Origin of the sequence: Methylomonas fluvii, assembly GCF_014850975.1 — a bacterium.
Lineage (GTDB): Bacteria > Pseudomonadota > Gammaproteobacteria > Methylococcales > Methylomonadaceae > Methylomonas > Methylomonas fluvii.
Map to the genome: position 1 here is coordinate 822782 of NZ_JACXST010000003.1, position 13905 is coordinate 836686.

Consider the following 13905-nt stretch of genomic DNA (forward strand, 5'->3'; position numbering starts at 1 on the left):
GTGAAAGCGTATTAGTGGTAAACAATCCCCGAAAAAATATTTATAAAATACTGTTATATATAAAAAATAAATTAATTACTTGTGATCAACCGGAAAAATTAACAGCCAGTCCACGCGCTGTTTTTATCAAAATCTGCTGAAACCCAAACAACTACTGCTGGCAACATGAACGGCCTTTGCTGTTAGGCTGAACGGTCATTGCTGATCGCCTGAAAGACGTCTGCTGAATTGGAAATACTTTTTGCTGATGGCCTGCACTTGGGTCAACAAGTTTGGCCAAATCCATCGGACTCCTCTGCCGTTTACCCTAAGCCTTACTGGAAAAATGCCGCGTGCAAGCACTGGCGCGCTAATGACAAAGCTTGAAATATCAGCCCGTGTAGAGTTTATGACTTTTTACAGTCAGATTTTTTGTGACTCACACGGATAAAACAAAATATTGGCTTGATCATTGCTTAATACCAAAAGCAATCGCAAACACCCGTTTATAAAGGAATAAAAAATGACACACATCAGACCCTCCGCAAGCGCGCATGGACGCAAAAAAAACCGGGCATCACGTCAATCCCAGACTTGGCAACAAGCCACATTGATCGCCTTAGGCACGGCCCTCAGTGTCTCGGCTTTATCGGGGCCGAGTGTTTTTCCCACTGGCACCACGCGTTACGATCCCAGCAAAGCCTATAACTCTTTTGTTTTGTTCAGCGGCGGCGACAACATCGCGCATTTGATCGATTTAAACGGAAACTCCGTACATGAATGGCCGGATGCCGCCAGCCACAGCACCTTAATCAACCCAGCATTGACCGGCGGCAAACTGGGACATGTGTTTGTGACGCAGGAAACCACCGAAGGCAAAGGCACAGACCTGGTGCCCGGCCAAGTCAGCAAGAAAATCACCAAAACCATTGCCGAGCTGGATTGGGATGGCAAAACCGTCTGGCGTTTTGGCGACAAAGCTCCCGGCGGCGCGGCGCAACAACATCATGACTGGGCCAGATTGCCCAACGGCAATACGGTGGTGTTGGCTAACCTGGTGCACCCAGTTAAGGGTTTTAAACAAGCGCAGGTACTGGACGATGTGATTTACGAAGTCAATCCGGCAGGCGAAGTGGTCTGGAAATGGATAGCCTCCGAACATCTTAATGAATTTGGCTTCACACCCGCCGAACTGAAACTGGTCCGCAACGCCGAAATCGCCGACTATCTGCATGTCAACAACCTGAAAGTCGTTGGCCCAAATCATTGGTATGCCGCCGGCGACCAGCGCTTTCATCCGGATAATTTGTTGATCGACGCGCGCAACGCCAATTTCATCATCATTATTGAAAGGAAGACCGGCAAAGTAGTCTGGAACCTGGGGCCGCACTACCAAGCCGCGTCCATTGAAGAACAACAAGCCCGCAAGGTACCGCGCCCGGTCGATCAAATCAGCGCCCAACACGATGCGCATATCATCCCGGAAGGCTTACCCGGCGCCGGGAATTTGCTGGTATTCGACAATCAAGGCATCGCCGGTTACCCGCCGGCTCCCGTGCCGCGTACCGGTGGTTCGCGCGTATTGGAGATAGATCCGATCAAGAAAGAAATTGTCTGGCAGTACACGGGTGAGAGTTCCGGTGGCCCCAGTTGGTCGTTTCGCAGCACCCATATCAGCGCTGCCCGCCGCTTGCCTAACGGGAATACTTTTATAGACGAGGGCCAGAGTGGACGCTTATTCCAAGTCACAGCCGACGGCGACATAGTCTGGGAATATATCAATCCGTATTTTCGTATCGGTAAGGATGCTTTGACCGGCCGGGCCACCGCCAACAACTCGGTATATCGCGGCCAACCGGTACCTTACGATTGGGTGCCGGCCAGCACACCGCATAGTGAAAATCCGGTCAGTGCGCCTGATTTGAGTAAATTTCGGCTACCGGTAGCCAGCAACAAACCCTAAAGCAACTTGGCAAAAAACCAAGGCACGCTGTATTCAATTTTAAAACCATGGGTTTCGGGGTATCCGGTCGTGATGTTTGGTAGACGGGTTACTGCCATTAAGCTGAAAGGAACAGGCACTCCACAGCCGGATACCCCGAAACCCATGGCACTAACGCTTTATAATTTGGAGACTAAGATGTTACGTAAACCTATTCGGCCAGCGCTATCGATCTTGACGATCGCGCTATGCTGCGCGTATAGCGCGGCGGCAGCATTGGAACTCGACCCCAAAGCCATCAACATCAAACTGCCCGAGCAGATTAATTGGGTGGCAAACCCCAGCGGTTCGGAGAGCGCGGTACTGGTAGGCGATCCTAACAAACCCGGCCTGTATGTCGTGCTGAACAAGTGGAAGGCTCATCATAGTAGCAAGCCGCATTCGCATCCGAACGACCGCTTCATAACGGTGATTTCAGGGACTTGGTGGGTAGGCACCGGCACGGATTATGATCCGGCGCATTTGCAAGCAGTACCGGCGGGCAGCTTCGTCACCCACTACGGCAACGAAATCCATTATGACGGTGCCAAAGACGAAGACACGATTCTGCAGATTGTCGGCATAGGCCCGGCGACTTCTACCCCGGCCCCTTAAAAATAGCTAGCAGCTCGCTATCAGCGAGCTGCCTGAGATTACTCTTCGCTTTCTTCGTAGGCGACGGCCAATTTTCTCTGACCATTGGCCAACATGCCATACAGCCCCAGCTTGTGCCGCAGGACATTGCGGCTAATATCCAGCAAGCGCGCGGTTTGTACCTGATTTTCTTCGCAAAACTCGAACGCTGTGCGAATCACGGTTTCTTCGATAATATCGAACAACTTAGGCGGGGCTTGTTCGCACAAGCGCAGTAGCGAACTTTCCAACGAAGAGGTGGAAACCACAGGCCCGCTCTGCGAGACCCGTACCCCGGATAGCTTAAAGTCCTCCGGACGCAAGCGATTGCCAGGGCAGACCAACAATGCTCTATGCACGGCATTTTCCAGCTCACGAATGTTGCCGGGCCAATCGTAATTTAACAAGGCCAACTCGGTGGATGGCGATAATTTGATTTCGCCATAGCCCAGGCGGTCGCCGTAAACTTTCAGAAAGTGCCTGGCCAAAGGCAAAATGTCGCCCGGACGCTCCCGTAACGGTGCCAGATGAATCGCCGCCACATTAAAGCGGTAATACAGATCGGCGCGAAAATGCGACGCCGCCACCGCTTCTTCCAAATTAACATTGGTAGCGGCGATGACCCTGACATCCACCGGCGACGGCGTGCGCGAGCCCACCTTGACCACTTCCCTTTCCTGCAATACCCGCAATAATTTCGCTTGCAAGCCGAGCGGTAAATCGCCGACTTCGTCCAGAAACAAACTACCCTTATTGGCGGTTTCAAACCAACCTTCTTTGGTATTCAAGGCACCGGTGAAAGCGCCTTTTTCGTGGCCGAACAATTCGCTTTCGATGAGGTTTTCACTGAGTGCCGCGCAATTCAGAGCCCCGAACGGTCCTTTGGCGCGCTTGCTCAGTGCATGCACATGCCTGGCGACCAATTCCTTGCCGGTGCCGGTCTCACCGATGATCAGCACTGTCGCATCGCTGGGCGCAATCCGCTCGATGTGCTCCAACAGTTTTCGTGAAACCGGATCCTCGAACACCATCGCGGTCGCCCGCACCGTGTGCGACAGCTGTCTTAATTGCAATTCGTCAAATGCCAATAATGTCATACGGTTTCCCCTTTACTGCGAGCAACGATGCCGTCACTCAAAAATTGTTCCATGAAAGCTCTTTTCCTAAAGATGTCAAAAATAGTGATTCGTCAGGGCAGCGCAAATCAACTGCCGATACGCCAACGCCAAACAAAAATCAGCCTTACCAAGCCCAAAGTCAGCCCACACACCGGCACCAGGGCTGAGCACAGGCCAAAAAAAAGCCAGCAGTCCTTTGGGGGACACACTGGCTTCCGGCGATCCGGTCAGCAGAAGTGGATGTTATCGAGACAAAATGCTCGGAAAATAACAGCGAGATACCAGGCTCTAAGCATGGTTCATGCCACTTCGTGTTTTCAGCACATAATAATGGATTACAGGTTTTTGCGAAACCCAAATGTTGCCACATCAACATAATCTGCTGATTGAGTGTTGATATTTCAACACATTTTCATAGACCTGCATTTTACTGGCGGGTCATTGCCTTTTTTCGCGCTAATCCAATTAACTCGGGCTTTTTCAATAAGCCCAGTCGGCCGAAATCGCTTCTTAAACATGCCCACTATGTTTCGGACTGTTCGTATAGCAGCAGCATTTGCTGATGCCATGTCTGTAAATCAGCATTTTTTGGGATAGTTGCCGTTGAACCGCCTGCTTCCATACTCGATAACGTAAACGGGTACGGTTGATATGCCTGGAACACAGCGGTACTTTGGCGTATTCCAGTGCTCACTCGGCAGATTGGCCCCTATCTTGCTGAAGACCGCCTTGAAAAGGCTAAGTCACTATCCCCAAGCGGCTTAACTAATCTCAGCAACTTTCAACTTTGGAGCAAAACATGGGCTTGAGCATTCCCCATCTATTAGTAGTTTTAGCGATTGTGGTCTTGGTGTTCGGCACCAAGCGCCTGAAAAATGTCGGCGCCGATCTGGGCGATGCGATCAAGGGATTTCGTACAGCCGTAAAGGAAAGCGAAGAAGCCGAAGAGGCCAAGGCCATCACCCAACTCTATCAGGAAGAATTATCCGACGAGTTGATAGGTAAAGCTGACCGCACCAAGGCTTGATACACTAGGTTGCTGTTCTCAGGATAAAGGCGCTTAGACCAGCGTGCTGCCAAAACAGCAGCTTTTGATCCTCATCTGTTCGAATAACAACAGCTTAGAACATTCGCCCGGCAAAAATTATGCTGTAGATTCTCACCTAAGCCCAAGCGCATGCAGGACACTATGCTTGGAAAAACCGGTGGAGATTGCTTGGTATAGCACTTGCTTAAGACAAACACTAAATTGCCTTTGCCGGATAAACGCTAGTTTTAAAACCGACCTGACCTCGCTAACCAATCGGATCTCCCGAGAAATCCATGTGGATCGTTAATATTGCTTTACGCCGCCCCTATACCTTTATCGTGGCGGCGCTGTTGATTCTATTGTCTACCCCCTATGTGTTGCGGAAAATGCCCACCGATATTTTCCCAACCATCGATATTCCGGTGGTAGCGATGCTCTGGCAATACAACGGCATGACCGCCAAGGAAATAGCCGACCGCTTAACCACCACGGTCGAGCGCTCCATGGCCTTGATCGACGGCATTGAACACAGTGAATCTTTGTCTTACAGCGGTGCGGCTGTGGTTAAAGTATTTTTCCATCCGGGCACCGACATTCGCACCGCCATCGCCCAGGTGATGTCCAGCAGCAACTCAGTTTACCGCTCGCTACCGACCAATGTGGCGCCGCCGCAAGTCATTCAATATTCGGCCGCCGACCTGCCGTTGGTGCAGTTGGGCATTTCCAGTAGCGTCGTCCCGGAGACCGATGTCAACGATTTGGTGAATAATATCGCCAGAACCGCGTTGCAATCCAAACCCGGCGTGGCAATGACGAATCCGTTCGGCGCGAAAAGCCGGCAAATTACGCTGGATGTCGATGCGCCGGCCCTGTTGGCGCGCGGCCTGACGCCCGCCGATTTAAACGATACCCTGGCCGCGCAAAATCTAATCCTGCCCACCGGCACGGTAAAAATCGGCAGTAACGAATACGACGTCAGTCTGAATGGCGCGGTGGCGGCGATACCCCGGCTGGCCGACCTGCCGGTCCGCACCGTGAACGGTGTGACCACGCTGGTGCGCGACGTGGCTACGGTGCGCGACGGTGCAGCACCGGTGACGACTATTGCCCGGCAAAACGGCGAACGCGGCATCTTGACCTCCATCTTCAAAGTCGGCCGTACTTCGACCCTGGAAGTAGTGGAACACGTCCGACAAACCATTCCGAAAATGCTAAACCTGATGCCGGATGGCATCAATATGCGCTTGATGTTCGACCAATCGCTGTTCGTGAAGGCCGCGATCGGCAATGTGTTGCACGAAGCGCTGATCGCCGCCGGCTTAACCGCCGCAATGATCTTGCTGTTTCTGGGCAACTGGCGCACCACCTGCATCATCGCGGTATCGATACCGCTGTCCATCATGTGCTCGTTGATTGCCTTGTATCTTGTCGGCGAAACCATCAATCTAATGACAATGGGCGGCCTAGCCTTGGCGGTGGGGATTTTGGTGGATGATGCCACCGTGGAAATCGAAAACATCGAGCGGCAAATGCTGTTGGGCAAGAATCCGCATCAAGCCATCCTGGACGGCGCGGCGGAAATCGCGATGCCGGCGCTGGTCTCCACCTTGTGCATCTGCATCGTGTTCGTACCGATGTTCTTCCTGTCCGGCGTGGCGCGCAGCCTGTTTGTGCCGATGGCGGAAGCGGTGGTATTCGCAATGCTGGCTTCCTACATCCTGTCGCGTACCTTGGTGCCGACGCTAGTGATGTATGTCATGTCCGGCCATCACGGCCATACCGATGCGCCGCCGACCAACGCGCTGGCGAGAGGCTTTCAACGTCTGCATCACGCCTTCGAGCACGGCTTCGAACAGTTTCGCGGCCACTATCTGGTCTTGGCCAGCCATTTGCTGAAACACCGCTTGCGCTATAGCTCGGCAATTCTGGGCTTTTGCCTGGCATCGCTGGGTTTGGTGCCGCTATTGGGAGAAGACTTGTTTCCGGCGGTGGACGCCGGGCAGATTCGTCTGCATGTCCGGGCGCCGTCCGGCACCCGCATCGAGGAAATGCCGCAACACATCGATGCGGTGGAAAAAGTCATTCGCAGCATTATTCCCGCCGAAGAGATCGCCGATCTGTTGGACATCATCGGCGGCCCCTACAGCACCCGTAACACCTTGTTCGGCAATTCCGGCACCGTGGAAACCGCCGATACCGAGATCATGATTTCGCTGCGTCCCGGCGACCATGCGCCCAGCGCCGACTATATCAAACGCCTGCGCGCAGAACTGCCCGGACAATTTCCCGGTCTGGAGTTTTTCTTCCAGCCCGCCGACCAGGTTAGCCAGACTCTGAATTTCGGCGTACCGGCACCGATCGACATCCAGTTCATCGGTGGCAAGCCGGAAGAAGTGATGCCACGGGTCATTGCCATGGAAAACCGCCTACGGCAAATCCCCGGCATCGTCGATGCGCACATTTATCAACGCATGAATCGGCCGGCGCTGGATCTGGAAATGAATCGCCAGCAATTGCAACAACTGGGTTTGTCGGCCCGCGATCTGGCGCAAAACCTGCTGTTGACGCTCAGCGGCAGCATGCAGACCGCGCCGTCGTTCTGGCTGAATCCGGCCAACGGTAACTCAGTGAATATCGGCGTGATGGGCAATCCGCTGGATTTGGACAATCTGGATGCCTTGATGCGCACGCCGGTGGGCGGCGGTAACGGCCAACCGCAATTGTTGGGCAATCTAGTCAAATTGAAACGTACCGTGTTACCGGTCGCGGTAACGCATTACAACGCCAATAATGTGTTCGATATTTACGCCAGCGTGGAAGGCCGCGATCTGGGTTCGGTGAGCCGGGAGATTGATACACTGGTTGCCGACAGCCGCAGCCATTTGTCGCGCGGCGTCGATTTGAGCGTGCGCGGCCAAATCGAAACCTTGAATAGCTCGTTCACCGGTTTGGGCGTGGGCTTGGCTGTGGCAATTGTGATGCTGTATCTGCTGCTGGTAGTCAATTTTCAATCCTGGCTGGACCCGCTGATTATCGTCAGTGCCCTGCCCGCCGCGCTGGCCGGCATCGCCTGGACGCTGTTTCTGACCGGCACCACCTTGAGCATCCCGGCCCTGACCGGCAGCATCATGGCCATGGGCGTGGTTACCGCCAATAGCATTTTATTGGTGTCGTTCGCCCGCACCCGTCTGGCCGCTGGCGTACCGCCGGTGACGGCCGCGCTGGAAGCGGCGGCCACCCGGCTGAGACCGGTGCTGATGACCGCCTTTGCGATGATCGTCGGCATGCTGCCGATGGCCATCGGCTGGGGCGAAGGTGCCGAACAAAATGCGCCGCTGGGCCGCGCCGTGATCGGCGGTCTGGCTTTTGCCACCGTATCCACTTTACTGTTCGTTCCGCTGGTGTTTGCCGGCACTCACCGCTGGCTGGCACACCGCTTTTCGCATCGCACAACCTTTGTAAGCCCTTAAAATCCTATGAATAGCATCCCTTCGTCACCCTTCGCGCGCCCGTCCACCGACCATACGCACCGCACCCTGCTGGTAGTAAAACGGCTGGGTTTGGGGCTATTGTTATTGCTCCTGCTAGCCGGCGCCTGGCGCCTGGCGCAAAACTTGCGGCAAGCGGAAGCCTTGCAGGCGCAAACCGCAGCCAGCCAGCAGCGCAGCGTCATCGCCGCCCATTCAAGGCCCGGCGAGGCGACCCGCAAATTGGTATTGCCTGCCAGCTTGCGCGGCAATACCGAAACCCAACTGTATGCGCGCAGCAACGGCTACTTAAGCGCCTGGCACAAAACCATAGGGGATCAGGTTAAAAAAGGCGATTTGTTGGCGGTCATCGACGTACCCGAACTGGAGCAGGAATTAGCGCAAGCGCGCGCCGCGCTGGCTCAAGTTAAAGCCCGATTGGAGCTGACCCGCACCACCCTGCAACGCTGGACGCAATTGAACGGCACCGACAGCGGCACCCAACAGGAATTCGACGAAAAACGTAGCGCTTTCCTGCAAGCCGAAGCCGATTTCACCGCTGCGCAAGCCAATGTCAAACGCCTGGAAAATATCGAAGGCTACCGGCGCATCGTCGCGCCCTTTTCCGGCGTGATTACTCGGCGGGCGGTCGACGTCGGCAGCTTGATCGTGGCCGGCAGTCAGGAGTTATTTGCCTTAACCCAAACCGACCCGTTGCGACTGACGGTTTGGGTACCGCAAGTCTATGCCGACGACATCAAGGCCGGCCAGGAAGTCTCGGTAAGAGTCCTCGATTCGCAAGGCAAGCCGGTAAGCGCCCACGTGGATCATGTGGCCGGCGCGCTGGACCCGGTCAATCGTTCCCGGCAAGTGGACATTACCCTGCCCAACAAGGACGGAAAGTTACTACCCGGCTCCTACGTGGAGATCTCGATCAACGTCGCCGGCAAATCCAGCCCCTTGGTGGTGCCGGCTAATGTGTTGGTGATCGATAAAGCCGGTCCGCATGTGGTAGTGGTCGATGCTGAACATCGTGTGGCGTTTCGTCCGGTAAAACTGGGCCGCGACTTTGGCCGCGAGCTGGAAATCTTGGAAGGCATCTCCGCCAGCGATACCTTGGTCGCCAGCCCCTCGGATCTGTTAGTGGAAGGCGAAACGGTAAGTGTGGTGGAAGCCCAAGCAAAACCGGCCGAGAAAGCCAAAGACAAAACCGCCGGCAAATCATGAAACATTTCAACAATCCGATGCAGGACGGGCCATCCGGTAGGGAAATGGCTATCATCGCCACGAAGCGGCGTTTAGCGCTGAGCTTGGCAATTGCATGGGGACAAATGCCACGCCTTTGTCCTCTATCTTAGGCCCCAGCGGCTGAAATCCCAGCCGAGCATAAAACGGCACGGAGGATAGCGCGGCATTCACCGTGAAGATTTCCGACGGACTTGCGGCCAATGATAATGCGATAGCACGCAACGCCAATGCCGTGCCGACGCCTTGGTATTGGCAGGCTGGCGCCACAAACAGATGAAAAAGATGCCGGGCATCGCGGACAGCAACGACGCCGGCAAGCTTATCGTTTAGCAAACCCACGAGATAAAGGAAATTGGCATTGGCGATGTAGCTGCCGATCGCTTGCGGGCTGATGCTCGAATAAAACAACTCGGCCCCGTCGCCAGTGGGTGAAATCGTACAACGGTCGGCAACACTGCCAATCAGTTGGCTGACGCACTCGGCGTCGCTCGTTACAGCGGGACGGATGACCAACGGCGAGTTTGTCGTCATTGCTCGGTAGCGGCAAGGTCCGGCAAGTGGTGATAAACCTGCTCGACAGTTTGATTTTCGGTTAAGGCTTTGACGACGGCCGGCAAGGGTTCCGCCAGGACGCCTGGTAAGTCTTGTTCCAAGGGATGCACAATTGGGAACGCCAATTTTTCCAGCGGCGGGCAAAAGTCCGCGTTTACGCCGGGCTTATTGCCGCGCGCATCGGCCCGATACCAACCGTGTTGCGGCAGGTAAACCGCGTTCAATCCGTGCAGGCAATAAGGCGGCTGGTCGCCGTCTAGTGTCAGCCGCTGGTAACACAGTCCGGCCGAAATGCCGTTGGCGCGCAACAGCGCCGCCAGCAAATGGCTTTTGGCGTAACAATAACCGGTGCCGTGAATCAACACCTCGGAGGCTGTGCAGGTTACCGGATTCAGCCGGTAGTCCCAACTATGCTTGATCACGTCGCGGACGAATTCGAAACAGTGTTTGGCGATGGCTTCTTCATCGGCGCAGCCTTCCGCCAATTTGGCGGCTTGGGCGACGATGGCCGGATGTTGGCTATCGATATAAAGACTGCTGCCCAGGAAGGGCTTCATGTCCGGCAATAGCTTTACCACGCGTTGAGTTTTGATTAACACGCCGGTCAGTAATGAAACGATTTCCGGCGCAGCCAGCAACTCCGCTTCGCCGATGTTGGCGCTCGGCAACGGCAAGGTGATCGATGCGGCTTCGATGAGTGTGGCCGACATGGTGATCAAGGTTTCCTTGAGCGCGGCATCGGCGTGATGGGCGCGTGGCGATGCATTCAATACCGCGACCGGTTTGTCCACAAAGCCCTCGAATGCTACCAACCAATCCAGCGTGTTTTTGATGGTGCCGGTAACGCCGTGGGCATATTCCGGGCTGGCGATCAGCAAGGCATCCGCTGCTGCGACTTCGTTGCGTAATTGCAGGGCAACGGCCGGCGGCGCTTGTTCCAAATCCGGATTGTATAAAGGCAAGTCGCCAAGCCCGGAACACAAATAGACTTCGATAGAGGAAGGCGCCAAATGCCTCACAGTGCGCAGTACGGCGGAATTGATGGATGCTGCCCGCAAGCTGCCGGATAAAGCCAGTATTTTCATGGCAATGCTAGGTGTGGAATGTCAGGGAAAAGTAATGGCAACCAATAATCGACCGCTCGTTGCGGCTTGATAATGACGTTGATTTTCGCATGCCATAAAGGGGCACCGGCAATTTATAAAAGTCATCGACCTGCCTAGCTTAGCCAAAACCAAGCATGCCTGCAGTGCTGTACGTTTATCAGAAAACAGCCTCAACGCATTTCGGCGTTTGCTTCCGCGCCGGGACTTAAACAACTGAAGTCCATAATTTGCTCGCGCCTCGCGCCGCTACCGGCTTGGCCCTTGAGCCGCGCGCACTATTCATGAATACGATAGCCCCGATGATGATCGCCGACGCACTCAGGATGCGCGGCGTAAGCGGTTCGTTCGCGAACCAGTTGCCTAAAAACACCGCCACCAGCGGATTGACGTAGGCGTAGGTCGCTACCAGCGGGATAGGTGTGTTTTGCAGCAACCAGGCGTAGGACGCGAAACCGATCATCAAGCCAAACACTATCAGATACGCCAAGGCCAGCCAGGAGTTTACCGATACTTGGGCCAGGTTGAAAACACCCCATTGTTCGCTTAGCGCACTGACCAGCAACAAGGCAAAGCCGCCGGTCAGCATTTCCGCGCCCGTTGTCATCAGCGCCGTCTTCGGCAAATCCGCGGTCTTGCTGTAGATTGAACCTAAAGCCCAAAGCAAACTGGCGAGCAATAGCGCCGCCACACCGGACATATTTAACGGCATACCGTCTGAAAACGCCGTCGGACCGACCAGCCAGTAAATCCCCATGAAGCCAATGACCAAACCGACCAATACGCGGAACGTCGGTCTGACACCGTTAGGTCGGATTGCGTCGGCAATTACCAGAAACATCGGCACGGCACCGATGATCAGCGCGGTGACGCCGGACGGGACGGTTTGTTCGGCCCAACAGACCAAGCCGTTGCCGCCTAGCAATAACAAAATGCCGACAACGGCCGCCGAACGCCACTGCCTTAAACTGGGCGCGGCATCGCCGGCCAGACGCCGCCAAGCCAGCAAAATGGCGCCGGACACGACGAAACGCAATCCGGCCGACAAAAACGGCGGCCCGGGGAGTCGCTATTTTTGCCGAAAGATTTTTTCGAGCTTCCCAGCAGGAAAAAATCGGCAAAAATTACGCGACCGCTTATGCCTTCGGCGCCCCGATTCGTCCGCGTCACCTCGTTCCGACCCAACAAGGGGTCGAAACATCGGCTCTCGCATGACTCGACGCCGTGTCGCGATGCCTTGCAGGTTTTCTCCGCTTCGCTGCGAAAACCCGCCCGGCGCTACGGCTATCGGGGACTAAAAATCTTCACTTCGCTGGCGCTCCGTTTCCAAGATTTTCAGCGAATGTTTCAACCACAAAGCGGATCATCAAATAAGTCGATCCCCACACCAGATAAACCGCCAACAACGCGGCCCAAACCTTAGCTTTCATTCTTCAAACGCCTTTCTGATTTCAGTTGCTACTTGTCTCTCCGCCAGCCAAGGGCGTAACGACCGGGACGAATAATTTTTGTTGTCGAGTAAGGGTAATGCCATGGGACAGCCTATCGGTTGGAAAATCGCTTAAAGCTTATCGAAGCTTTGCTACGAAATGAGTTGCGGACTACTGCACTTCTCACCAAAACCCTGCGCAAGGACACAATGACGTAGCGCGTTCGGCAAATCAAATCTGGCAGACAATAGGCGCTTAATTTAGATACTCAAATCTCAGTTCCTTGCGGTTAAATTAGATAACCACGACTATCCGATTGAGAACAGCAACCCCGGCGCGACGGCTGGGGTTGCCGATTAGCATCAAGCCATGGCGGTCAAACGTTCCGATAATAAAGATAGCGCTGACGCTTCGTGCGCTAAACGATAGGCAATCACATCAGCGACGGTCAATACCGGCATCTGATGGCATCGGCCAAACTCAACGATTTCCGGCAAGCGCGCCATCGAGCCATCGGGATTGGTCAATTCGCACAACACGCCGTAAGGCTTAAGCCCCGCCAACCGCATTAGATCCACCGTCACTTCGGTGTGACCGGCGCGCTCCAATACGCCGCCTGGACGAGCCTTTAACGGAAATACATGGCCGGGTCGGCGTAAATCATCCGCTTTGGCATCATCCGCAATCGCCGCTTGCACAGTCCGTACCCGATCGGTCGCCGAGACGCCGGTGGTGACATCGTGAGCCGCTTCGATTGAGACGGTAAAAGCCGTACTGAAGCGGCTGGAATTGTGCTCCGCCATCATCGGCAGCCCTAAAGATTGGGTTTTTTCTTCCGGCAAACAGAGGCAAACGATGCCGCTACAATGCCGGATCAGCATAGCCATTTGCGGCACACTAAGGATTTCGGCGGCAAAGATGAGGTCACCCTCGTTTTCGCGCGCCTCGTCATCGGTGACCAACACCCCCTGCCCTCGACGCAAAGCGGCTAACGCGCATTCCACGCGTTCGTTCGCATCGCCGAACGGGGTCAATAAAGTCTGATTCATGGTAAAACTCCTAATAAGTTATGGAAGCACCAGAATCAGGGCTGAAAGATAATTTTTACGAGCAAAAGCAAGCCTTCTGGACACGAAAAAGCGTGTGGAATACTTGGCGCCGTTCTCTTTCATCCGGACTATAACCGTCGGCTCTGGCGTCTCACCAGATCTGCTGACCCGCATTCTCAACAACAGAGATTGCGGCGCTCGCGGGCTCCCCGGGAGAAACCCGAGATACCGCCGGTGGGGAATTCCGCCCCGCCCTGAGTACAAGCCCGGCCATTTAATGAAAAACAGGCCAGGGCGTCAAGTTAAACAGCCCTT

At 54.8% G+C, this 13905-nt stretch carries 11 protein-coding genes and 1 riboswitch; of the genes, 5 read left to right on the forward strand and 6 right to left on the reverse strand.

The genetic code is table 11. The annotated features are described in order from the left end of the window. Window positions 1-502 precede the first annotated feature (502 nt). Both EBB_RS21305 and EBB_RS21310 read left to right on the forward strand, forming a co-directional pair. Window positions 503-1942 carry an arylsulfotransferase family protein gene (locus EBB_RS21305; protein ID WP_223146897.1) on the forward strand — a complete coding sequence of 480 codons (1440 nt, stop codon included), beginning with the start codon at window positions 503-505 and terminating at the stop codon, window positions 1940-1942. A 177-nt stretch (window positions 1943-2119) separates the two neighbouring features. Then, window positions 2120-2575 (forward strand): cupin domain-containing protein, encoded by a 456-nt coding sequence (locus tag EBB_RS21310; RefSeq protein ID WP_192395717.1) that lies wholly within the window; start codon window positions 2120-2122, stop codon window positions 2573-2575. A 38-nt stretch (window positions 2576-2613) separates the two neighbouring features. On the opposite strand, the gene EBB_RS21315 is transcribed toward EBB_RS21310, so the two are convergent. Further along, window positions 2614-3690 (reverse strand): sigma-54 interaction domain-containing protein, encoded by a 1077-nt coding sequence (locus tag EBB_RS21315; protein ID WP_192395718.1) that lies wholly within the window; start codon window positions 3688-3690, stop codon window positions 2614-2616. Between the two features lie 820 nt (window positions 3691-4510). On the opposite strand from EBB_RS21315, the gene tatA reads away from it, so the two are divergent. The 3 genes from tatA (at window position 4511) to EBB_RS21330 (ending at window position 9435) form a co-directional block, all read left to right on the forward strand. Further along, window positions 4511-4738, forward strand: coding sequence for a twin-arginine translocase TatA/TatE family subunit (gene tatA, locus EBB_RS21320; protein ID WP_192395719.1), 228 nt, complete (start codon window positions 4511-4513; stop codon window positions 4736-4738). Window positions 4739-5034: 296 nt separating this feature from the next. Continuing rightward, the gene (locus tag EBB_RS21325; RefSeq protein WP_192395720.1) at window positions 5035-8211 is read left to right on the forward strand and encodes an efflux RND transporter permease subunit; all 3177 of its coding nucleotides are present in this window, start codon (window positions 5035-5037) and stop codon (window positions 8209-8211) included. Window positions 8212-8217: 6 nt separating this feature from the next. Continuing rightward, window positions 8218-9435 (forward strand): efflux RND transporter periplasmic adaptor subunit, encoded by a 1218-nt coding sequence (locus EBB_RS21330; protein ID WP_192395721.1) that lies wholly within the window; start codon window positions 8218-8220, stop codon window positions 9433-9435. A 51-nt stretch (window positions 9436-9486) separates the two neighbouring features. Here the strand turns inward: EBB_RS21330 and EBB_RS21335 are convergent, their stop codons facing one another. From EBB_RS21335 to ribB, 5 genes are all read right to left on the reverse strand, one after another. Continuing rightward, window positions 9487-9987: a GNAT family N-acetyltransferase gene (locus EBB_RS21335; RefSeq protein ID WP_192395722.1), complete on the reverse strand. Its 501-nt coding sequence runs from the start codon at window positions 9985-9987 to the stop codon at window positions 9487-9489. Continuing rightward, window positions 9984-11093, reverse strand: a complete 1110-nt coding sequence (locus EBB_RS21340; RefSeq protein ID WP_192395723.1) for an NAD(P)H-dependent oxidoreductase — start codon at window positions 11091-11093, stop codon at window positions 9984-9986. The genes EBB_RS21335 and EBB_RS21340 overlap by 4 nt, the downstream gene beginning before the upstream one ends. 226 nt (window positions 11094-11319) lie before the next feature. Further along, window positions 11320-12159: an EamA family transporter gene (locus tag EBB_RS21345; protein ID WP_225587665.1), complete on the reverse strand. Its 840-nt coding sequence runs from the start codon at window positions 12157-12159 to the stop codon at window positions 11320-11322. A 256-nt stretch (window positions 12160-12415) separates the two neighbouring features. Further along, complete coding sequence (locus tag EBB_RS26545; RefSeq protein ID WP_306790032.1) at window positions 12416-12541, reverse strand: hypothetical protein; 126 nt, start codon at window positions 12539-12541, stop codon at window positions 12416-12418. A gap of 362 nt (window positions 12542-12903) precedes the next feature. After that, window positions 12904-13590, reverse strand: a complete 687-nt coding sequence (ribB, locus tag EBB_RS21350) for a 3,4-dihydroxy-2-butanone-4-phosphate synthase (protein WP_192395724.1) — start codon at window positions 13588-13590, stop codon at window positions 12904-12906. A 107-nt stretch (window positions 13591-13697) separates the two neighbouring features. Continuing rightward, window positions 13698-13856: riboswitch (FMN riboswitch) on the reverse strand. Window positions 13857-13905 lie beyond the last annotated feature (49 nt).

Excerpts from the sequence above, each read along its gene's own strand:
- EBB_RS21310 (WP_192395717.1), top strand. The coding sequence starts at position 2,120 with ATGTTACGTAAACCTATTCGGCCAGCGCTATCGATCTTGACGATCGCG.
- tatA (WP_192395719.1), top strand. The coding sequence starts at position 4,511 with ATGGGCTTGAGCATTCCCCATCTATTAGTAGTTTTAGCGATTGTGGTC.
- EBB_RS26545 (WP_306790032.1), bottom strand. The coding sequence starts at position 12,541 with ATGAAAGCTAAGGTTTGGGCCGCGTTGTTGGCGGTTTATCTGGTGTGG.
- ribB (WP_192395724.1), bottom strand. The coding sequence starts at position 13,590 with ATGAATCAGACTTTATTGACCCCGTTCGGCGATGCGAACGAACGCGTG.
- EBB_RS21305 (WP_223146897.1), top strand. The coding sequence starts at position 503 with ATGACACACATCAGACCCTCCGCAAGCGCGCATGGACGCAAAAAAAAC.
- EBB_RS21325 (WP_192395720.1), top strand. The coding sequence starts at position 5,035 with ATGTGGATCGTTAATATTGCTTTACGCCGCCCCTATACCTTTATCGTG.
- EBB_RS21335 (WP_192395722.1), bottom strand. The coding sequence starts at position 9,987 with ATGACGACAAACTCGCCGTTGGTCATCCGTCCCGCTGTAACGAGCGAC.
- EBB_RS21340 (WP_192395723.1), bottom strand. The coding sequence starts at position 11,093 with ATGAAAATACTGGCTTTATCCGGCAGCTTGCGGGCAGCATCCATCAAT.
- EBB_RS21315 (WP_192395718.1), bottom strand. The coding sequence starts at position 3,690 with ATGACATTATTGGCATTTGACGAATTGCAATTAAGACAGCTGTCGCAC.
- EBB_RS21330 (WP_192395721.1), top strand. The coding sequence starts at position 8,218 with ATGAATAGCATCCCTTCGTCACCCTTCGCGCGCCCGTCCACCGACCAT.